The following is a 20,320-nucleotide window of genomic DNA, read 5'->3' on the forward strand; positions in this document are numbered from 1 at the left end:
AGCCACTGCCAGTCAGTGCACACCCGGCCGCCAGATGGGGCGGCGATCAGTGTGTGAATCGTTGCAGTTGTTAGATGGTGTCATACAATTCATCTCATGCCACGAGCTTAGTTCGGCCCGGATTTTCACCTTGTTCGTAGTTCGTGATGGCGACGATCACTCGGAGACACAGTCCAAGATACGCTTGTACCCGCGCATGGACGCGGCCTCGGGCGCGCAGCGTCCCGAGGCCGCAGTCTAAACACGCTCCAAACGTCCGCTCAACTTGCGTTCGACGCTTGTACGTCTCATTAAGGATCAAACGCTTGAGCGTTACATCCTCGGGAAATTCGTTAATTCGGTCTTCGATGCGGTATTCGATATCGAGCGGATCAGTGGTGTTTCGTGCGTTGTACGGGGCGATCGGCACGACTCCTGCTTCCAGCAGGAAGTCGTGCCAGTCGAGAATGTCGTAAGCACTGTCCCCAAGCATCCAGATCGGACATTTGATGGCGAGCGCGTCACACGTGACGCGCATCGCCGTCTCCTTCGAGGCCTGTTTCGCCTGCGTAAACTCCGCTGCGGTCGGAATATTTGACCCTGCCGAAGCGATCGTGAGGCCGAATCCGTAGTAGTATTCTTCGGCCGTTAGATCGTAGTTCCACGACGCGTCACCGTTCCACGCGAGAGCTTCGAGATCGGTTGAATCGATACGGAAGGTAGAGTCGAGCAGGCCACGAGCGGCGGCCTGCTCGACGAGGCGGCTGAACACGTCGTCAACGACGAGTCCGAGATCGGTGAGGAAGCGATCGGCCGCGTCTCTCGACGGCGATCGATCGAACCCACAGCTGAGCCAAACGGCCGTATTCTGGAGTTCTCGGGTGACAGGACGAGGCCCGTAGATTCCCCTGTAGAAGCAGTGAAGAAAGCCTCTGAACAGTTCTGGCGGGTGATGGTCTCGTGTTCTCCCCCGATGAGCGGGGGCGAACACGTCATACTCACTGAGAAAGTCAAAGCTGAGGTATTCGAAGAGCGGAAGCGTCTCGACTGCCACGAGATTAAAGAACTCGTCTATCCAAGGCTCATCTTGCAGGGTCGCTGAACTCATTCCACCTCAGCGTTCACCCTGCTCTTTGGTATGCTAACTGTTCTATGACACCCTCTTCAACGACCCAACGGATGTGACTGCGGGCGTACTCCAAAACGCGATCTGTGAAGCGATACAAGACCTTCGTGATGAGCACATTATCGAGCTGAGTGCCGACGATAGTGCTGGTGAGCTCACGGCACACAGCGAACTCGAGGCCCACACGCCCTGGAAATTGCTTGCCGGTGCCGCCAAGGCAGTCATTTGCGGAATCAATCTCAGCGATCATATTGCCGACCGACTGCACGATGCAGAACCTACGGGACAGGTCGACTACACCATTGGTCTCTGGGACACTAGCGCGTGTAGCTGGGGGCAGTGCATCCCAACCGTAACCCGTGGAGAACGGCTCCATCGGCACACCACAGATATATCTGATCTCCGATATACGTACAGTTGGCCCAGTGCCCGCCTCGGTCTAAGCGAGAGGCTTTCCAGCTACCTCTGACCGCTTCTCGCTGTCTGACCGATCCGTTTGCTTCCAACACAAAAGTTTCAATAATGCCCATTGGTTATTAGATAATGGATTCACGAATGACCTACAACCGTCGACTCGACATCGTTGCTGAACGCTTTCGTCTTCCGGGTTTCGTTGGATTTCTCCTCATCGCGTTTTGGGGTTCGCTAACCCTCGGTGCATTTTGGGTCGAAATCCCCTCAGCCCAGGGTCTCGTCGCTGGCATCCTCTGGGGTATCCTCTTTTTCGGTTCGAACCTCGCTGCTCGCAGGCGTATCACGAACTGGATCGCATCTAGTGTCGTAATACTACTTGGGCTCGTCTACATCCGTATCTTCGTACACGAAGCACCCGAGTTCATCGGCGTAGTGGCTGGTCTCATCGCGACGATCTTCGTCTTGTTCATCTGGGCGACTTACGTCCATCCGTTTCTCTCGGCCGATCGGGAAGAGCGGTGATGGGCTCGATCACTCGAGGGCGTCTCGCTAATTCGAACTGGACCCGCCTACCCGTCGAAATGTTACTATACCAGCGGGCAGGCCGGTGACCGACGAGCGAGCGCGAGAACCCGGCGAGGGTGGGCCGACGATCGGCCGAATGACGAAACATTCACTCGGATCGAAGTAGTGATTTGTCAGATTTCTTCACAACATTCATTGTCCGGACGGTGGTCCACTCCAGTACAGATGGCAGTACGCTGGCTGGCAGAGATCGATGCCACCGACGTAGAGAGCGTCGGCGGCAAAGGTGCATCCCTGGGTGAACTCACCGGCGCGGGGCTTCCCGTACCACCCGGCTTCGTCGTGACCGCCCCCACGTATCGCGACTTCATCGAGCGCGCGGGGATCGACGAAGAGCTGTTCGCGGCCGTCGACGTCGACGTCGACGACTCGGCGGCGCTGGCGACGGCGGCGAGACGCGCGCAGGAACTCATCCTCGAGACGCCGTTTCCGGCGGATCTCGAGGAGGAGATCCTCGAGGCCTACCACGAGATCGACGCGAGCCACGGCGAGGAGGCGTTCGTCGCCGTCCGCTCGTCGGCGACCGCAGAGGACTTACCCGACGCCTCCTTCGCCGGGCAGCAGGAGACCTTCCTGAACGTGAGGAGCGAGACGCTCCTCGAGCGGGTGCGTGCGTGCTGGGCCTCGCTGTTCACCCAGCGGGCGATCTACTACCGGACCGAGCAGGGCTTCGACCACGACGTGGTCAACATCGCCGTCGTCGTCCAGCGGATGGTCGACGCCGAGAAGTCGGGCGTCATGTTCACGAGCCACCCCTCGACGGGCGAGGCGACGACCATCGTCGAAGCCGCCTGGGGTCTCGGTGAGGCGGTCGTCTCGGGTGCAGTCTCACCGGACAACTACGTCGTCGACCGCGGGGACCGGACCGTCGACGTGACGGTGGCGACGAAGAAGCTGATGTGCGTCAAAGACGAGGAGACCGGCGAGACCGGCGAGCGCGAGGTTCCCGCGGAGAAACAGGACGAACGCGTCCTCTCGGATGCGGACCTCGAGCGCCTCGTCGACCTCGGCGAACGCGTCGAGGCCCACTACGGGACGCCCCAGGACGTCGAGTGGGCGATGGTGGGCGAGGAGGACTTCATGCTCCAGTCTCGCCCGATCACGACCATCGCACCGGGAGCCGACGAGGGCGACGAGCCGACCGAGCGCCTCGTGGGCGTCACGGCGAGAGGGGAGGACCAGCGGGCGAACGCGACCGACGGCGGGAGCGGCGGCGGCCGGGTCCAGACGGTCGAACGCGCCCAGCGCGAGACGACGGACGTGCTCGTCGACGGCCTGGGCTCGAGTCCGGGCAAGGCGAGTGGAGCGGCCCGGATCGTGACCAAACTCGACGAACTCGACAAGGTCGGCGAAGGCGACGTGATCGTCACCGAGATGACGACGCCCGACATGGTGCCCGCGATGAAACGCGCCTCGGGAATCGTCACCGACGAAGGCGGGATGACCAGCCACGCCGCCATCGTCTCCCGCGAACTCGGCGTCCCCGCCGTCGTCGGCACGACCAACGCGACGCGCGTGCTCGAGGACGGCCAGGCGATCACCATCGACGGCGAGATGGGGACGGTTCTCGAAGGCGAGACCGCACCCAGTGACCAGCGCAAGCCCGTCGAAGAGGTGCGCCCGCAAGCGCCGGTCAAGCCGATGACCGCGACGGAGGTCAAGGTCAACGTCTCGATTCCCGAGGCGGCCCAGCGGGCGGCCGCGACCGGTGCCGACGGCGTCGGCCTGCTGCGCATCGAACACATGATCCTCTCGCTCGGGCAGACCCCCGAGACGTTCGTCGCCGAACACGGCGCGGACGCCTACGTCTCGGAACTCGTCGACGGCATCCGCGCGGTCGCCGACGAGTTCTACCCCCGGCCCGTCCGCGTGCGCACCCTCGACGCCCCGACCGACGAGTTCCGCCAGCTCGAGGGCGGCGCGGACGAACCGGTCGAACACAACCCCATGCTCGGCTACCGCGGCATCCGGCGCAGCCTCGAGAAACCCGAGGTGTTCGCCTACGAACTCGAGGCCCTGCGAAAGGTCTACGACATGGGCTACGACAACGTCGAGATCATGCTGCCGCTGGTCAACGACGCCGAGGACGTCTACCGGGCGACGGCGGCGTTCCGCGAGGTGGGTATCGACCCCGAGAAGCGCCGCTGGGGCGTGATGGTCGAGACGCCCGCCGCGGCACTCGTCGTCGAGGAGTTGATCGAGGCGGGCATCGACTTCGCCTCCTTCGGGACGAACGACCTCACCCAGTACACGCTGGCGGTCGACCGGAACAACGAACACGTCGCCGGGCGCTTCGACGAACTCCACCCCGCCGTACTGCGCCTGATCGGCGACGTGATCGCGACCTGCCGCGAACACGACGTCGACACCAGCATCTGCGGACAGGCGGGCTCGAAACCCGAGATGGTCCGCTTCCTCGTCGAGGCTGGCGTCAGTTCCATCTCGGCGAACATCGACGCCGTCCGCGACGTCCAACACGAGGTCAAACGGGTCGAGCAGAAACTGTTACTCGAGTCGGTCCGATAGGGCCGCCTACTGGATTTCGTAGCCGAAGTGCGTCGCCCAGTTGCCGCGCTGGACGAAGCGCTCGCCAGCGCCCCAGGCGCTCTCGCTCTCGGTACCGTCGTCGCGCTCGAGGGCGGCGTGGGCGGCGATGACGACCTCGTCGCCGGGTTCGACGCCGACGTCCTCGAGCGAGACCGTGTACGTGGTCTCCTCGGTGCCGTCGTAGCTGTCACCGTGTGGGAAGCGACCCGGGCGCGGGTTGCCCGGCCGGTTGGTCCAGCCCTCGGCGTCGAAGGTGTCGAACGACGCGCCGACGGCGAGGTGGGTTTCGGTGATCTCCCAGCCGTCGTCGGTCGCGTAGGTCACCGTCAGGTGCTCGCCGTCGTTGACGACACAGACAGATCCGGCCTCGATGTGCTGGCCAGCCAGGAGGTCGACGCACTGTTCGACGATCGGTGGCTCGAGCACGTCGACGTCGTGGCTCGTACGCGCGTACACCGTCCCGGTGTCGACGCCGACGACAGTCGCCTCGAGCGTGTACGTGTCGAGTTCGGCGAAGGCCGCGCGCAGTGGCGTCGTCTCCTCGAAGCCGTTCGGCAGGGCGACGTCCTCGGCGAGCGCCACCGTGAGCGCGTCCCCGTCCGCGCTCAGTGAGAGGCCACTCCACGCCCCCTCGTCGTCGGCCTCGAGCGAGACGTCGCCGTCCTCGATACCCGCAGTTCGAGTGATCGCGAGGTCGACGGAGGTCTCCTCCGGCGTCGGGTCGCCGGTGTTGGTCACGGTCAGGTCGTACTCCTCGGCCGTGCCGACGTACGTCTCGTCTGCGCCGTCGATGGCTACGGAGACGGTCGGAACGACGACCTGCACGCCACCGATTGCCGCCGCGTCACCCGACGGGTTGTAGGCGAGCACGTCGAGAAAGTCGGGGAACGCGAGGAAGAGGTCGTGCCAGCAACAGACGTTGAGGTCGGTCGTGATTCCGATCTCTGCGCCCTCGTCGGTCGGCTCGATCGTATTGTAGCCGAGTCCACCCTGGGTCTCGAAGTCGCCGATGTCGGCGAGGTAGCCGAACTGGCTCGAGAGACCGCTCTGGGAGAAGCCGAGTAGGCCACCACCGGCGTTGACGTGGTCTGCGACCTCGGCGACGCGCGCGGTGAACGCCTCGTTCTCCGCTTCCGTGAGTCCCTCACCCGCAGGGACGCCGGGTCCCGTCTGGAACATCTCGTACTCGCTCGAGACGACCGCGAGCATCGCGTAGCCGTCGAAGTCGACCGTCTCGATGTCGTCCGCCCCGCCGACGTAGCTGACTGGTTCGCCCGTCAGGAGTCTGATCTCCTGCCAGAACTGAAAGACCGTGTTCGGCATACCGGACTCACCGACGACGAGAATTCCCTGGCCGCCGTTGGTGACCGCCTCGAGCACGCTGTCGACGACGTCGGCGTACACCTCGATGGGTCCGTGGCCGCCGATGCCGCCGTCCTCGGCGTCGATTCCCATGAGCACGACCGGGCCGCCCGCGCCATCGCTCGAGCCAGCCGCCGTTCCTGCGCCCGCGAACGAAACACCGACGCCAGCGAGCGCCGCACCCGCGGTCGCCGTGAGGTACGACCGGCGGTTCATCGCCGTGGTCTCGCTCGAGGCATCTTCGTCGTCGGCTCCAGCGCCACGGATTCGTCTTGGTGACATTTTAACCGCCGTCCTCAACGAGGGACGACGTATATAATCTAATCTATTTGTTGATGGAAAATATATCGAACCGCAACACACCGCGACGACACACAGGGCGGTGATAGCCCGCAGCGAGGCGTGTGGTTTCGGGTCAGCGGAGAGTCGCGGTGCAGGAGAGAACACAACCCATAAACCGATGAACCACCATGAGCGTGATATGCAGGCCGAGCCGCAGGCGTTCGACCGGGTGCTCTCCTCGATGTGTACGGAGCCTCACCCGGCCGCCCGCGACGCGGCCATCCGCTTTCTCGCGACGAATCCGGGCGACCCGGCGACCTACCCGGCCGTGGCAGCACTCGAGAGCGCCGCCGTCGACACCCTCGGCGAGATTGCCGGTCTCGAGAATCCAGGTGGGTACGTCGCCAGCGGCGGCACGGAGGCGAACATCCAGGCGGTGAGGATCGCCAGAGAACGCGCCGGACGCACGAAGCGGGCGAACGTCGTCATGCCCGAGTCCGGCCACTTCAGCTTCCAGAAGGCCGCCGACGTCCTCGGAATCGAGTTACGAATCGCGCCGGTCGACGACGACCTGCGGGCCGACCCGGCGGCGATGGCCGCCTGCGTCGACGACGAGACGGCGCTGGTCGTCGGCGTCGCAGGGACGACCGAGTACGGCCGGGTCGACCCCATCCCCGAACTCGGCGAGATCGCCGCCTCGGCCGACGCCTTGCTCCACGTCGACGCCGCCTGGGGCGGCTTCCTCCTCCCCTTTACCGACCACGCCTGGAACTTCGCGGACGCACCGGTCGACACGATGGCGATCGATCCACACAAGATGGGCCAGGCCGCCGTTCCCTCGGGCGGACTCCTCGCCCGCGAGGAATCTCTCCTCGACGCGCTCGCCGTCGACACACCCTACCTCGAGTCGACCTCACAGGCGACGCTCACCGGCACGCGCTCGGGCGCTGGCGTCGCGAGCGCCGTCGCGGCGATGGAGGCGCTCTGGCCCGACGGCTACCGCCGCCAGCACGAACGCTCACAGGCGAACGCGGAGTGGTTCGCCGAGGCGCTCCTCGCTCGCGGCTACGACGTCGTCGACCCCGAACTACCGCTCGTCTCGGCGTCGGTTCCCGAACCCGTCTTCTACGCGCTCCGCGAGGAAGGCTGGCGCATCTCGCGCACCGGCGCCGGCGAACTAAGGGTCGTCTGTATGCCCCACGTCACCCGGGAGATGCTCGAGTCGTTCCTCGCCGACCTCGACCGCCTGGCACCGCGTGCGAGCGCGACGGTCACCGGCGACGACTGAGCCGAACGGACAGATCCGGGTCGCACACCGACGAATCAACTCGCTTTTGACGGCGTACCACCCACGGGACGACCATGGCGATGGACGCGCTCGATTACGCGGCAGTGGTGGGTATCCTCGGACTCGTCGCCGCGACGCAGGTTCTCGAAGGGACATTAGTCGCGGTCCTCCTGGCTGGATTCGCCCTCTCACTGTCGACGTGGCGCCTCTACGGCGGCCGACTCTGGGAAGCGCTGGCCTGGCTCGCGTGGGTTGGAACCGCCGTCGTCACCGCCTTCGGACCCGACAGTCACCCGGTGTTGCTCGCGGCCTTCTTCACCACGATGGCCCTCGGCATCGCCCTCCTCTTCGGGTCCAGACTCGGCCTTCTGCCAGACCTCGCCAGCGACGACGCGGGCACGAGCGACCGGGCGTGACCACCGACCGCTCGAGGTGACAGCACTGGTTCGATCCGCCGAAGCGACAGGTGACGGGGGGTGAGACGAGCGAGGCGAAACCGGCGGGTTTTACGCTCGCAGACGAGACACATCGAGTATGAGCAGCGACGAGTTTCCGACGGAGCGGACCGCAGTCGTCACCTGCGGGTTGCCCTACGCCAACGGCGACCTCCACATCGGCCACCTGCGCGGCTACATCGGCGCGGACGCCTTCTCGCGCGCGCTGAAGACGCTCGGCCAGCGCACCGCGTACGTCTGTGGCTCCGACATGCACGGGACGCCGGTCGCCGTCAACGCCGAGAAAGAGGGCGTCGACCCCGAGGAGTTCGCCCTCCGCTGGCACGAGCAGTACAGCGAGACGTTCCCGAAGTTCAGCGTCGAGTTCGACAACTACGGCCACACCCACGACGAGACCAACACCGAACTCACCCGCGAGATCGTCACCACGCTCGACGAGGAGGGCTACGTCTACGAGAAGGAGATCAAAGTCGCCTACGACCCCGACGCAGACCAGTACCTCCCCGACCGCTACGTCGAGGGGACCTGCCCCTACTGCGGGTCGAAAGCCCGCGGCGACGAGTGTGACGAGGGCTGTCAGCGCCACCTCGAGCCTGGCGAGGTCGAGAATCCGACCAGCAGCATCACCGGCAACACCGCCGAGTACCGCGAGCGCGCCCACAAGTTCTTCCGCGTCTCCGAGTTCACCGACTACCTCACCGAGTTCCTCGACGGACTCGAGGGGACCCCCAACGCCAGAAACCAGCCGCGTCAGTGGATCGAAGACGGTCTCCAGGACTGGTGTATCACGCGCGACATGGACTGGGGAATCGACTACCCCGGCGAGGGCGCGGACGGTCTCGTCCTCTACGTCTGGGTCGACGCCCCCATCGAGTACATCGCGAGCACGAAACAGTACACAGAGCGCGTCGGCTCCGACGCCTACGACTGGGAAGATGTCTGGAAAGACGGCGGCGACATCGTCCACGTCATCGGCCGCGACATCATCCAGCACCACACGGTCTTCTGGCCCGCCATGCTCGAGGCCGCAGGCTACACTGCCCCACGCGCCGTCGCGGCCACCGGCTTCATCACCATCGACGGCAAGGGCCTCTCGACGAGTCGCAACCGCGCCATCTGGGCGAGAGAGTACCTCGAGGAGGGCTTTCACCCCGACCTGTTGCGCTACTACCTGACGACGACCGGCGGCCTCCAGCAGGACGTCGACTTCACCTGGGAGGCCTTCCAGGAGAAGGTCAACGGCGAACTCGTCGGCACGGTCGGCAACTTCTGTTACCGCTCGCTGCTGTTCGCCCAGCGCAACTACGAGGGGACCCCGGAGACCGACGTCTCAGACGAGGTCGAAGCGCGAATCGAGGGCGCCATCGGCGAGGTTCGCGAGGCGGTCAACGACTACTCACTCCGGGGCATCGGCCAGGCGACCACCCGCCTCGCCCAGTTCGGCAACGAGTACATCCAGCGCAACGAACCCTGGAAACTCACCGACTACGACCCCGAGCAGGCCGCCCAGGTCATCCGCGACTGCGTCCAACTCGCGAAGGCCATCGCCGTCCTCTTCGAACCCATCGCCCCCGGCAAGGCGCAGGCGCTCTGGGAACAGCTCGGCGAAGACAGTGCCGTCGGCGACACCGGTCTCGAGGCCGCCCTCGAGCAGCCACCCCGACACTTCGACGCCCCGAGCGAACTCTTCGAGAAACTCGAGGACGACCGCGTCGAGGAGCTGACCGAACAACTCGAGGCGAAGATCGACGCCGCGAGCGACGACGGAGACGACGATGCAGCCGACGACGCGCCCACAGACGCCGACGACGAGGAGGCTGGCGGAGACGCGGACCTCGAGCCACTGCTCGAAGAGCGCATCAGCTTCGACGACTTCCAGGACCTCGACATCCGCGTCGGCCGCATCGAGTCGGCAGAAGGCATCGAGGGGGCCGACGCACTCGCCAGACTCGAGGTCGACATCGGTCTCGAGACGCGTCAGGTCGTCGCCGGGATCAAACAGCTACACGACCTCGAGAACCTGCCCGGCGAGAAGTGCATCCTGCTGGCGAACATGGAACCCGCGACGCTCTTCGGCGTCGAGTCCAACGGCATGATCCTCGCGGCGGGCGAGGAGGCCGACCTGCTGACGACCCACGGTGACGCCGACCTGGGTGAGAAGGTTCGGTAAGACGGGCGCTCGAGCGCTAGTCCGTGGCCATCACTCGAGTTCCGCCGGCGTCTCGCGAAGCGCTCGCGCCTCGTTCTGCGTGAGATAACAGCCACAGGAGGCGACGATGGTGTCCGGACCCGTCGCCGTCACCCCCACGACGACGCTCTCACAGTGGGGACAGCGCGGCGGATTCCAGTTCTCACCGCCCCACCGGCCGAGATCCTCGCTCATCGACGCCCCACTGACGGGGTAACTCGAGCGGGACGCAGTTGCAATGGTGTGGTGAGAGGCGTGGCTCGAGCGGTCGGGTCACTCACACGAGAGCGAGCGTATCCACTCCGAGAATCGGCGTTTCGCGGGCTGTACAGCGTGTTTGCGAGCCTTTTAAGGTCGCGTGGTTGGTACTGAGTCATGGCTTCAAAACCCTGCTTGGGTTGTGGAAGCCACGCCTCGGGTGTGGCTGCACCCGGGGCACTTTCTGTGCGTGCCCCACCTCCGCGGCGGGCGTCGCTTCCACGAGAGAGTTTCACGGACAGATACATATAATTTCTGGAGATGGCTAGTGGTGATACGAGGAAGTGGGCCCGAACCACTGGCCAACGGGGGTCGGGATGGGGTACTCGAGCAAACTCATTACAATTCGGGAACAGTACGTTCAGACAATAAATAAAGCGGACAAAACAGTGTTAGATGTGGTCGTTTTAGCTGTAGTATGGTTGAGCCTGCACAGTGGATGGAACCGGAAGACCCAGAGATTTTGCAGACATTTCGAGAAAACCAAACATCTTGGCTCAGAGACCTCGATGAGAGTGGGGAACTAAACTGGAGCATCGAGTATACGTACTCGCGGTGTAAGCAGCTAGCGTTGCATGGGCTATTACAGGACCTTGGTTGTCGAACCTACCACCTTACAGAAGCGGGATCACAGTATTTGAGCGAGGAGTTCGATCCAGACAACCCACATACAATCGATAGAATTATAGATTTATCAACAATTAGCGCAGCGAACTTCAAATACCGGAACATGAAGTTCCTACATGGGAGTACACCATACGAGTTACAAAGTCACAAACGGCTCGTCGACGCACGGACCGAAATTTGGCGGGTTCGAAACGGTGACCTCCGAAGCGTTCTCCGACGGTTTCCGCGAGACGAGCCACTCATCAACCAGTGTGCACTGTGGATGCGAGCGTGGACTGGAAAACACTTTTTTCCAGATGCGAATCACCGAACGGCGATTGCGACGCTGAGAGAACTGTTGGTCTCGAGTGGGTTCGAAATTACACAGTGGCCGGTCCATAGAACAGTAAGTGCAATTAGGGAGTCGAAAGCGATTCGTGTCCAAACGAGATACGAACTCGATACACTGTATAGTAAAGATATGCACTACTACGTGTGGTGGTTTCACTTCGTCGACGTGCTCAAGACCGAGCTAAAAGAAGCGAGTTACTCAGCTTCGACTTCACCGAGGGCGCGGTAGTACTCCTCGTTTTCCCGAACGTCCTCTTGCATTCGCTTCTCTGCTTCCCAGTTCATACTACGCTATTCACCTTGTTGGGTATTAATCTTCTGTTCAGACGCGGGTAGTTTCGGCTGCCGCCGTAGATCGGCGGAATCAGACTGTCTGTTTTCCAGAGCTGGAGACCACCGCCGAGATCCAAAGCGAACGCCGGTCCACCTACACCCGAATCGCCCGCGCAGCCGTCGCCTTGAACGCCGCGGTGATCGCCCGCCCGGTCTCGAGTCCCAGTCGGTCGACGCTCGCGTTCGTGACGAGCGCCTCGAGTGTGACCCCCTCTCCGAGCGCGACGGTGACGCGTGTGATCGCCTCACCCGACTCGAGGGCGGTGACGGTGCCGGAGAAGGTGTTCCGGAGGCTGGTGTCGTTGCCATCCGGAGTCTCGTCGGGGTCGGTCAACACCACCGCGTCGGATCTGACGGTGATCTCGACGTCGCTCGCGCCCTCGGGGACGAGCGCGAGGACGGGACCGACGGCCGTCTCGACGGTCGCGAGTTCGCCGGTGCGCTCGCCGACGGTGCCAGAGAGCACCGACTCGGTGACGCGGGCGACACCCTCGAGTTCGGTCTCGTGGCGCTCGAAACGCCGCCGCAGGTCGAAGGCGGTGGCGGTCAACTCGGTACCGCCGCCGCCGCTGCCGCCGCGACGGCGCTCGGTGAGCGTCCCCACGGCGGCCTCGAGTTCGACGACGCGACGCTGGAGGCGGGCGTAGGAACGCCCGAGATCGGTCGCCGCGGCGTGGAGCGAGCCACAGCGGTCGATCGCCTCGAGCATCTCGATGTCGCGGCGGTCGACGGTGACCTCGCCGACGGCGAGTTTCGGGCTGTAGTCCTTCTCGATGGTCATCGGCGCGTCTCGGCTCAGTATATCAGTTCGCCGTCGATAAACTTCCGGGTTCGTTCGTCTGCCGGGTTCTCGAAGACGGTTTCGGCGTCACCGACGTCGATGACGCCGCCGTCCAGTAAGACGGCGACGCGGTCGGCGATGCGCTCGGCCTGGTGCATGTCGTGGGTCGCGACGACGACGCCGATGTCGCGGCGGCGGGCCTCGAGTACGGCGCGTTCGATGAGGGCGGTGTTTCGCGGGTCGAGGTCGGAGGTCGGTTCGTCGAGGAGGAGTACGTCGGGGTCGTAGGCCAGCGCACGGGCGAAGGCGACGCGCTGAGCCTCGCCGCCCGAGAGCGACGCGGCGTGCTGGTCGAGCTGGTCGGCGAGACCGACGGTCTCGAGCGCGTCGAGGACGGCGGCGTCGGTCGGCATTCCGAGACGGGTCGCGAGTTCGTGACGGAGCCGGGCGGGCCAGGATTTGCGCACCCGGAGACCGTACTCGACGTTCCGGCGGACGCTCGCGCCGAAGAGACTCGCCTCCTGGAAGACGGTGGCGACCCCACGGCGAGCGGCGAGGCGTTCCTGTGTCGAGAGCGTCCAGACGTCGGTTCCGTCGTCGGTGACCGATCCCCGGTCCGGCCGCTCGAAGAGGGCGAGCAGGCGCAGGAGCGTCGACTTGCCGACGCCGGAGGGACCGATGACCGCGAGCACCTCGCCGGAGTGGGCCGTCAGCGAGACGTCTTCGAGAACGAAGCCGTCACCGTAGCCGTGGGAGACACCCTCGAGGGCGAGCGTCATCGGTACCTCCCGCCCGTGCCGCCGAGGCGGATCACGATGGCGTTGACGACCAGCACGAGGGCGACCAGAATCGCGCCGAGGAGCATCGCGGTCTCGAAGCGCCCCTGGCGTGCCTCGAGTTGGATCGCGGTGGTGAGCGTCCGGGTGTAGGAGGTGCCGTCGGCGCTGGCGATGTTGCCGCCGACGATGAGGACGGAGCCGACTTCGCTGACTGCACGGCCGAAGCCCGCGAGAATCGCCGTCGCGATGCCGTAGCGCGCCTCCTTGATGACGACGAGGGCGACGTCGAGACGCGTCCCGCCCATCGCGTAGGCCGCGTCGCGGACGCGCCGGTCGACGCCGCTCACCGCCGCGAGGCTGACGCCGGTGACGACCGGGGCGGCGAGAACGAACTGTGAGAGGATCATCGCCTCGGGGGTGAAGACGAGGTTCAGCGGGCCGAGCGGTCCCTGGTTCGAGACGGCGAAGAGCACGACCAGGCCGACGACGACGCTCGGAAAGCCCATTCCCGTGTTGATCACGGCGGTCACCAGTCGCTTGCCGCGGAACTCGGAGAAGCCGATCGCGAGCGCGAGCGGCAGACTGAACAGCGTACTCAACGCCACGGCGACGAGGCTCACGTAGAGCGAGACGCGAACGATGCTGCGGACGTAGTGCCACTCGAAGGGAAACTCGACGAACGACGAGGCGAGAATCGCGGTCTCGAGTGTCATAGGCTCAGTCGTTGCCCGCCCTACTCCAGTCTGCTGGAACGTACTGCTCGAAGTTCGGGTCGGCCGAGAGCGCCTCGGGGAAGAACAGTTGCTCGCCGTTGGCGGTGTAGGATTCGATCCGGTCGTGGCCCTCGGGACCGGTCAGGTAGCCGATGTACGCCATCGCCAGGTCGTACTCGACGTGGTCGTAGACGGCGGGGTTGACCGCGACGATGCCGTACGGGTTCGCGAGGCGGTCGGGACCGTCCTCGATCGGTCCCTCGAGCAGAATCTCGAGGTCGAGGGTCTCGCGCATCGAGAGGTAGGTTCCCCGGTCAGAGAGGGTGTAGCCGCCGCTCTGGTTGGCCTGGTTGAGGATCATGCCCATGCCGTCGCCGGCCTCGCGGTACCACTCCCCGCGTTCGTCACCGACGGCGGTCGCCGCCCAGATCTCGAGTTCTTTGGTGTGTGTCCCCGAGTTGTCTCCCCGGGAGACGAACGTCGCTTCGGCGTCGGCGATCCGTTCGAACGCCTCGAGTGCGTCCTCGGTGGCGCCGACTCCAGCGGGGTCGTCGGGGTCGCCGACGATCACGAAGTCGTTGAACATGAGGTCGCGGCGGTTGACGCCGTAGCCCTCGCGCAGGAACTCGTCTTCGAGCGAACGGGCGTGAACGAGGACGACGTCGGCGTCGCCGCTGCGCGCGGTCTCGAGTGCCGCGGCGGTTCCGAGTCCGACGGTCTCGACGGTGACGCCGTAGCGTGCTTCGAACGGTGCGTTGAGGTCGTCGAGCAGTCCGGTGTCGTACGTACTCGTCGTCGTGGTGAGTCTGAGGGTCTCGCCGCTGAGTGCGGGTCTCTCGGTGTCGTCGCCGTCGTCGAGTGCCAGACAGCCTGCGAGTGCAGCCGCCACCCCACCGCCGACGCCAGCGAGAACGGCGCGACGATGTATCGTCATGGATACCACGACGGAGTAGGTGGGTAAATAAGTTCGGAACTGGACGCAACCACGGTCGGTTGAGGAAAACGGCTATCTGGACGGTCTCGAGCCGGACGAAACCAGGAGTAGTTATCAGGACCCAACCAGGTGGGCCACGCGAGCCAGGAACTCGCAGACGAAAGCGGGTGGCGCTCGGGGCGTGGTGGCTGTGTGAGGTGACTGCACCGATACACTAATGCAATTAGTGTTAGAATAGAAGGGCATGATGCGGCTGAACCGGGGGCTTCCGGCGTGTGTGATGGTCGTGGTCGTCTGTTCGGTCACGCTGTTCTGGCTGCCGGTGGTGCTCGTGTTCGATCTGACGCACATGATCGCCGGGTTCCTCGCCGGGCGCCTCGGTGGAACGGCGTTTCGCGGCACGCTCGCGGGAGTCATCGGTGGCCTGTTCGTGCTGGTACTCTGGCTCGTCGTCTACGCGGTGTTCGGGTGGGTGAGCCTCACCGCGCTCGTGTGGTTGCTCTCGATACCGGTGTACACGTCGGTGTTCGGGGCCATCGGCGGCTGGACCGGACGAACGGTGTGATCGCTCGAGTACCACTCGCTAGCGCCACCTGCCGTAGTCAGCGCCGCGACCTGTCTCATATATAGACAGATACTGTTATATCAGGCGAGTCGGTGAATAATACCATCCAAATGGGTTGGCAGCTGACCTATCACGTGTTACCACAGCTTGCCGCCGTCTCGGTGAGCGTCGCCCTCGCGACGGTCGTCTGGCGCAACCGAGAGTCACGGGGATCGCTCCCCCTGCTGGCGACCCTGGTCGGTGCCGTCGGGTGGTCTCTGACCTACGCGTTTCAGATCGCGAACACGGCTCTCGAGACCAAACTCTTCTGGAACGATCTCCGATACGTGTTCGTCCTCGTCACGATCGTCGGCTACATCGCCTTCGCCGCGCGCTACACCTCGAACGACCGCTGGCTCCGTCAGCCGACGTTTCTCGCCCTCGTCTTCCCGGCAATCGTGACGGTCGCGCTCGTGTACACCAACGACGTACACGGTCTCGTTCGCACGGGCGAGAGCCTGAGGACCGCCGGTGGAACCGTGGTGCTCTCGTTCGACCGTGGCACCTGGTTCTGGGTGTATCTGGCGTACGTCTACGTACTCATGGCGACGGCCATCTTCTGGATCACCCGGTTCGCGAGACGGAACTGGACGATCTATCGCGACCAGGCGATCACCATCGTCGTCGCCGCGATCGTCCCGTGGTTCGTCAACGGGCTGTACGTGCTCGAGGTGACGACCGTCGACTACACCGCGTTCGGTCTCTCGATCTCTGCGGTCGCGTTCGTGTGGGCGATGTACCGCTACGACTTACTCGACCTCGTTCCCATCGCTCGAGAGCGTATCATCGAAGAGATGCGCGACGGCGTGCTCGTTCTCGACATCGAAGACCGGATCGTCGACCTCAACGAGGCCGCCCTGCCGGTACTCGACGCCGACAGCGAGACCTCTGTCCTCGGCAAGGCGGTCGTCTCGACGCTCGCTGCGTCACCCGTCGACGAGACGCGAGAGAAGTGGCTGGCCGACGGACACGGCCACCCGCTCCCGGCGCGTCCGGGCGCCGACTACGGCGGGGACGCGTCGGCCAGCCGACAACGAGTGAACGAGCCACTACACGAGCAGCGCGACCGCCGAGAGGGCGTCGACCGTGACGGGTTCGAGACGCTCGTCGGACTCACGCTCGAGGACGTCTTCGAACGAGACGTCAGCGAGAAGTGTACGACCGAGGTGACGTGTACGGTCGACGGCAAGCGCCGCCACTACGTGCTCTCGCTCTCGCCGCTGCACGACGGCGGCGGGAAGATCACGGGCCGACTCGTCGTCGCAGAGGACGTGACGGCGATCAAACGCCGCGAGCACAAACTCGAGGCGATCACCCGGACGCTCGAGGAACGCTCCCACCAGCTCGAGTTGCGCAACAAAGAGCAGGCGACACTCATCGAGAACCTCCCGGGCGTCGTCTACCGCTGTACCGGCGGCCCAGAGGAACGAATGACCTTCGTCAGCAGCGGGGCGAAAGCGCTCACCGGCTACAGCGCCGCCGAGTTCGAGTCGGGAGCGGTCACCGTCGACTCGATCATCTACCCCGACGACCACGAGACCACCCGCCAGCAGCGCGAGATCGCGATCGCCAACCGCGAGCGCTTCGACGTCGTCTACCGCATCGTCACGAACGACGAGACCCAGCGGTGGGTGCGCGACATCGGCAAGGGCGTCTACGACGCCGACGGCGACCTCGAGTTCGTCGAGGGGTTCATGCTCGACGTCACCGAGAACAAACAGCGCGAGCAACTCCAGGTGCTCAACCGGGTGTTGCGACACAACATCAGAAACGAGATGAACGTCATCTCGGGCCGACTCGACCTCGCGCTGGCGAGCGCGGACGAGGAGACGCGAAGCCACCTCGAGATCGTCGCGCGAGCGGCAGACCGGGTCACGCGCCTCGGGACGAAAGCGCGCAAGATACAGGGACTGCTCGACGCCGATCACGCCCCCGAAATCGAACGCATCGACGCGGTCCGGACCGTCGAGGGGGCGATCATGCGCTTCAACCTCGAGTACGCCCGCGAGGTGACCCTCGAGACGTCACTGCCGGGGGCGGTTCCCGTCTACGGCAACGAACACCTCGAGACGGCGGTGTACGAACTGCTCGAGAACGCCGCGGTCCACGGCCGAGAGACGACGCCGGGCGACCCCACGGCGGACGGATCCGACCCGACGATCACGGTCACGGTCCGTGAGCCCTCGAGCGAGCGCGCCGCGATCGAGATCAGCGACGATGGGCCGGGCATTCCGTCCTCGGAGCTCGAGGCGATCACCGGACGCATGGAGTCGCCGCTCGTCCACGGGAGCGGCCTGGGACTCTGGATCGTCCGCTGGGTCGTCGACGCCTACGGCGACCTCGAGATCGACAGCGACGAGGCGGGAACGACCGTCACCGTGCGACTGCGCCGAGTCGAAGAGACGGAGTGATCAGATGTCGTCGACGACGTGTGCGAACGCGTCCGTATCGAGGACCTGCATCGTCTCGGCCGAGAGACCGTGGCGGCGAAGCGTCAACGCCGACTTGAAGCCGGTCTCGTGGTCGGGGGCTTCGAAGGTCACGAGGAAGTCGTGCGAGCCGAGGATGGCGTACGACTCGCGTAGTTCGACGCCGAGTTCGGTGAACTCGCGGTCGATCTCACCCCAGATCGACGCCAGTTCCTGTGCGGTGTGGACCTCGCGGTCGGTCGCGTCGACGAGTGATGCGTACGTCGGCATAGACGAGTGCAAGCGAGCGGGACCGAAAGGCCTTGGCGTGGCGACTCCCGGCAGCCCTTGTGCGGACGGTCCCCTTACTCGCCCCTGGCCGACGGCATCGAAGTAGACATTCGTACACCAGAGGCGGAAGATACGGCAGAATTTGCATCGTGAGAGTTGATCACACGGTGATCCGGTCGGCCAGTCCACGTACCTTTTTGCCACCGACCCACCTACCGGTGGGCATGAGAAATGCGAAAATCGTCTGTACGCTGGGACCAGCCTCCGCTTCTCAGCGGACGGTTCGGTCCCTCGCGGACGCTGGTATGTCCGTTGCCAGGCTCAACGCGAGCCACGGCAGCCTCGAGTCGCGCGCGTCGATGATCGAGACGGTGCGCAACGTCGACGAACAACGCGAGATGCCCGTCGCGGTGATGCTCGACACGAAAGGTCCCGAGATCAGGACGGCACCGCTGCCCGACGGTGAGACGGTCACACTCGAGACTGGCTCGACCGTCCGGTTCGTCGAGGGAGACGAGGCGAGCGCCGAGACGGTCGGTCTCTCGCTGGCGATCGACGCCGTCGACGTCGGCGACCGGATCCTCCTCGCCGATGGCCTGATCGAGACACGCGTCGAAGGCGTCGAAGACGGCGGCGAGACCATCCTCGCCCACGTCGAGACCGGCGGCGAGTTAGGCGGACGGAAGGGCGTCAACGTCCCCGGCGTCGACCTCGACCTGGACATCGTCACGGAGAAAGACCGCGCCGACCTCGAACTCGCCGCCGAGATGGACGTCGACTTCGTCGCCGCGAGTTTCGTCCGCGACGCGGCGGACGTCTACGAGGTCAACGAGGTGCTCGAGGAGTTCGGTGCCGACATCCCGATCATCTCGAAGATCGAACGCGCGGGCGCGGTCGAGAACCTGACGGAGATCATCGAAGCCTCCTACGGCGTGATGGTCGCCCGCGGCGACCTCGGCGTCGAGTGTCCGATGGAGGACGTGCCGATGATCCAGAAGCGCATCATCCGCCGGTGTCGCGAGGCGGGTGCGCCGGTCATCACCGCCACCGAGATGCTCGACTCGATGGTTCACTCGAGACGCCCGACGCGCGCGGAGGCCTCGGACGTCGCCAACGCCGTCCTCGACGGAACCGACGCGGTCATGCTCTCGGCCGAGACCGCCGTCGGCGACCACCCGGTCGCCGTCGTCGAGGCGATGGACAGTATCGTCTCCGAAGTCGAAGGCTCCCGGGAGTACGCCGAGTTGCTCGAACAGCGCGTCCCCTCCTCGGGTGACGCCCGGACGGACGCCCTCGCACGCTCGGCACGGTTTCTCGCGCGCGACATCGGTGCCGACGCCGTCGTGACTGCGACCGAGTCCGGCTACACGGCGTTGAAGACCGCGAAGTACCGCCCCGGCGTCCCGGTCGTCGCCTCGACACCGAGCCACCGCGTCCGGCGGCAACTCGCGCTCTCCTGGGGCGTGACGCCGCTGTTCGCGTCGGTCTCGAACCAGGGAGCCGACGCCGTCATCGAGAAGGCCGTCCAGTCCGCGCTCGACGCGGGCGTCGCAGACAGCGGCGACACCGTCGTCGTCCTCTGTGGGATGATGACCGAACTCGAGGGGGCGAACACGACGAACATGATGAAAGTTCACGTCGCCGCCGAGGCGCTCGCGACCGGCCGCGTCGTCGTCGACGGGCGCGTCTCCGGTCCCGTCGCGTTCTCCGACGACGGCGACCTCTCGAGGCTGCCCGACGGGGCCATCGTCACGCTCGACCGGGAGTTCGACGGCGAGTTCGACGGCAACCTCTCGAGGATCGCCGGCATCGTCGACGCTCGACGCGGCATGACCGGCTACCCAGCACTCGTCGCGCGCGAACTCGACATCCCGATGCTCAGCGGGGCCGACCTCACCGACCTGGCCGACGGCCGCGAGGTGACCGTCGACGCCGAACGCGGCGTCGTCTACGACGGGCGACTCGACGGCGCGTCGGATCGCTAGCGGACACCCCCGGCCGCAACGGGACGGCGACGGCGGACTTTTCACCGCGGC

Annotated in this window: 16 protein-coding genes; 8 read left to right on the plus strand and 8 right to left on the minus strand. The window is 65.0% G+C overall.

Going from position 1 to position 20,320, the window contains the following annotated elements; genetic code table 11:
• Positions 1-94: 94 nt before the first annotated feature.
• Positions 95-1,087 (minus strand): transposase, encoded by a 993-nt coding sequence (locus N0B15_RS01190; protein ID WP_263017459.1) that lies wholly within the window; start codon positions 1,085-1,087, stop codon positions 95-97.
• 573 nt (positions 1,088-1,660) lie between these two features.
• On the opposite strand from N0B15_RS01190, the gene N0B15_RS01195 reads away from it, so the two are divergent.
• Positions 1,661-2,041 (plus strand): hypothetical protein, encoded by a 381-nt coding sequence (locus N0B15_RS01195; RefSeq protein ID WP_263017460.1) that lies wholly within the window; start codon positions 1,661-1,663, stop codon positions 2,039-2,041.
• 228 nt (positions 2,042-2,269) lie between these two features.
• A complete protein-coding gene (ppsA, locus tag N0B15_RS01200) occupies positions 2,270-4,630 on the plus strand; it encodes a phosphoenolpyruvate synthase (protein ID WP_263017461.1) in 2,361 nt (786 codons plus the stop codon).
• 6 nt (positions 4,631-4,636) lie between these two features.
• Here the strand turns inward: ppsA and N0B15_RS01205 are convergent, their stop codons facing one another.
• Entirely contained in the window at positions 4,637-6,295 is a 1,659-nt protein-coding gene (locus N0B15_RS01205; RefSeq protein ID WP_263017462.1) for a hypothetical protein, read from the minus strand.
• Between the two features lie 199 nt (positions 6,296-6,494).
• Between N0B15_RS01205 and mfnA the strand changes: the two genes are divergently transcribed.
• The 3 genes from mfnA (at position 6,495) to metG (ending at position 10,208) form a co-directional block, all read left to right on the plus strand.
• Positions 6,495-7,583 carry a tyrosine decarboxylase MfnA gene (gene mfnA, locus N0B15_RS01210; protein WP_263017463.1) on the plus strand — a complete coding sequence of 363 codons (1,089 nt, stop codon included), beginning with the start codon at positions 6,495-6,497 and terminating at the stop codon, positions 7,581-7,583.
• A gap of 74 nt (positions 7,584-7,657) precedes the next feature.
• Positions 7,658-7,999 (plus strand): hypothetical protein, encoded by a 342-nt coding sequence (locus tag N0B15_RS01215; protein WP_263017465.1) that lies wholly within the window; start codon positions 7,658-7,660, stop codon positions 7,997-7,999.
• Between the two features lie 118 nt (positions 8,000-8,117).
• Positions 8,118-10,208: a methionine--tRNA ligase gene (gene metG / locus N0B15_RS01220; RefSeq protein ID WP_263017467.1), complete on the plus strand. Its 2,091-nt coding sequence runs from the start codon at positions 8,118-8,120 to the stop codon at positions 10,206-10,208.
• A 30-nt stretch (positions 10,209-10,238) separates the two neighbouring features.
• Here metG and N0B15_RS01225 read toward each other — a convergent pair whose 3' ends face one another.
• The 5 genes from N0B15_RS01225 to N0B15_RS01245 form a co-directional block, all read right to left on the minus strand.
• Complete coding sequence (locus N0B15_RS01225; RefSeq protein WP_263017468.1) at positions 10,239-10,421, minus strand: hypothetical protein; 183 nt, start codon at positions 10,419-10,421, stop codon at positions 10,239-10,241.
• Positions 10,422-11,868: 1,447 nt separating this feature from the next.
• On the minus strand, positions 11,869-12,555 hold the full coding sequence (locus tag N0B15_RS01230) for a TOBE domain-containing protein (RefSeq protein WP_263017469.1): 687 nt from the start codon (positions 12,553-12,555) through the stop codon (positions 11,869-11,871).
• A 14-nt stretch (positions 12,556-12,569) separates the two neighbouring features.
• Positions 12,570-13,334 (minus strand): amino acid ABC transporter ATP-binding protein, encoded by a 765-nt coding sequence (locus N0B15_RS01235; protein WP_263017470.1) that lies wholly within the window; start codon positions 13,332-13,334, stop codon positions 12,570-12,572.
• Positions 13,331-14,047, minus strand: coding sequence for an ABC transporter permease (locus N0B15_RS01240; protein WP_263017471.1), 717 nt, complete (start codon positions 14,045-14,047; stop codon positions 13,331-13,333). The genes N0B15_RS01235 and N0B15_RS01240 overlap by 4 nt, the downstream gene beginning before the upstream one ends.
• 4 nt (positions 14,048-14,051) lie before the next feature.
• Complete coding sequence (locus tag N0B15_RS01245; protein WP_263017473.1) at positions 14,052-14,981, minus strand: ABC transporter substrate-binding protein; 930 nt, start codon at positions 14,979-14,981, stop codon at positions 14,052-14,054.
• 244 nt (positions 14,982-15,225) lie between these two features.
• On the opposite strand from N0B15_RS01245, the gene N0B15_RS01250 reads away from it, so the two are divergent.
• Both N0B15_RS01250 and N0B15_RS01255 read left to right on the plus strand, forming a co-directional pair.
• Positions 15,226-15,546 (plus strand): hypothetical protein, encoded by a 321-nt coding sequence (locus tag N0B15_RS01250; protein WP_263017474.1) that lies wholly within the window; start codon positions 15,226-15,228, stop codon positions 15,544-15,546.
• Between the two features lie 110 nt (positions 15,547-15,656).
• Entirely contained in the window at positions 15,657-17,996 is a 2,340-nt protein-coding gene (locus N0B15_RS01255; protein WP_263017476.1) for a sensor histidine kinase, read from the plus strand.
• Here the strand turns inward: N0B15_RS01255 and N0B15_RS01260 are convergent, their stop codons facing one another.
• Positions 17,997-18,284 (minus strand): GYD domain-containing protein, encoded by a 288-nt coding sequence (locus tag N0B15_RS01260; RefSeq protein WP_263017477.1) that lies wholly within the window; start codon positions 18,282-18,284, stop codon positions 17,997-17,999.
• A gap of 224 nt (positions 18,285-18,508) precedes the next feature.
• Here N0B15_RS01260 and pyk point away from each other — a divergent pair, with 224 nt between their 5' ends.
• Positions 18,509-20,269 (plus strand): pyruvate kinase, encoded by a 1,761-nt coding sequence (pyk, locus tag N0B15_RS01265; protein ID WP_263017478.1) that lies wholly within the window; start codon positions 18,509-18,511, stop codon positions 20,267-20,269.
• Positions 20,270-20,320 lie beyond the last annotated feature (51 nt).

The sequence above is a fragment of the Natronobiforma cellulositropha genome (assembly GCF_025629245.1).
GTDB classification, from domain to species: Archaea; Halobacteriota; Halobacteria; order Halobacteriales; family Natrialbaceae; genus Natronobiforma; species Natronobiforma cellulositropha.

What these genes read in the sequence shown, in the direction of transcription:
- N0B15_RS01190 (WP_263017459.1), bottom strand. Translation starts at nt 1,087, where the DNA reads ATGAGTTCAGCGACCCTGCAAGATGAGCCTTGGATAGACGAGTTCTTT.
- N0B15_RS01195 (WP_263017460.1), top strand. Translation starts at nt 1,661, where the DNA reads ATGACCTACAACCGTCGACTCGACATCGTTGCTGAACGCTTTCGTCTT.
- ppsA (WP_263017461.1), top strand. Translation starts at nt 2,270, where the DNA reads ATGGCAGTACGCTGGCTGGCAGAGATCGATGCCACCGACGTAGAGAGC.
- N0B15_RS01205 (WP_263017462.1), bottom strand. Translation starts at nt 6,295, where the DNA reads ATGTCACCAAGACGAATCCGTGGCGCTGGAGCCGACGACGAAGATGCC.
- mfnA (WP_263017463.1), top strand. Translation starts at nt 6,495, where the DNA reads ATGCAGGCCGAGCCGCAGGCGTTCGACCGGGTGCTCTCCTCGATGTGT.
- N0B15_RS01215 (WP_263017465.1), top strand. Translation starts at nt 7,658, where the DNA reads ATGGCGATGGACGCGCTCGATTACGCGGCAGTGGTGGGTATCCTCGGA.
- metG (WP_263017467.1), top strand. Translation starts at nt 8,118, where the DNA reads ATGAGCAGCGACGAGTTTCCGACGGAGCGGACCGCAGTCGTCACCTGC.
- N0B15_RS01225 (WP_263017468.1), bottom strand. Translation starts at nt 10,421, where the DNA reads ATGAGCGAGGATCTCGGCCGGTGGGGCGGTGAGAACTGGAATCCGCCG.
- N0B15_RS01230 (WP_263017469.1), bottom strand. Translation starts at nt 12,555, where the DNA reads ATGACCATCGAGAAGGACTACAGCCCGAAACTCGCCGTCGGCGAGGTC.
- N0B15_RS01235 (WP_263017470.1), bottom strand. Translation starts at nt 13,334, where the DNA reads ATGACGCTCGCCCTCGAGGGTGTCTCCCACGGCTACGGTGACGGCTTC.
- N0B15_RS01240 (WP_263017471.1), bottom strand. Translation starts at nt 14,047, where the DNA reads ATGACACTCGAGACCGCGATTCTCGCCTCGTCGTTCGTCGAGTTTCCC.
- N0B15_RS01245 (WP_263017473.1), bottom strand. Translation starts at nt 14,981, where the DNA reads ATGACGATACATCGTCGCGCCGTTCTCGCTGGCGTCGGCGGTGGGGTG.
- N0B15_RS01250 (WP_263017474.1), top strand. Translation starts at nt 15,226, where the DNA reads ATGATGCGGCTGAACCGGGGGCTTCCGGCGTGTGTGATGGTCGTGGTC.
- N0B15_RS01255 (WP_263017476.1), top strand. Translation starts at nt 15,657, where the DNA reads ATGGGTTGGCAGCTGACCTATCACGTGTTACCACAGCTTGCCGCCGTC.
- N0B15_RS01260 (WP_263017477.1), bottom strand. Translation starts at nt 18,284, where the DNA reads ATGCCGACGTACGCATCACTCGTCGACGCGACCGACCGCGAGGTCCAC.
- pyk (WP_263017478.1), top strand. Translation starts at nt 18,509, where the DNA reads ATGAGAAATGCGAAAATCGTCTGTACGCTGGGACCAGCCTCCGCTTCT.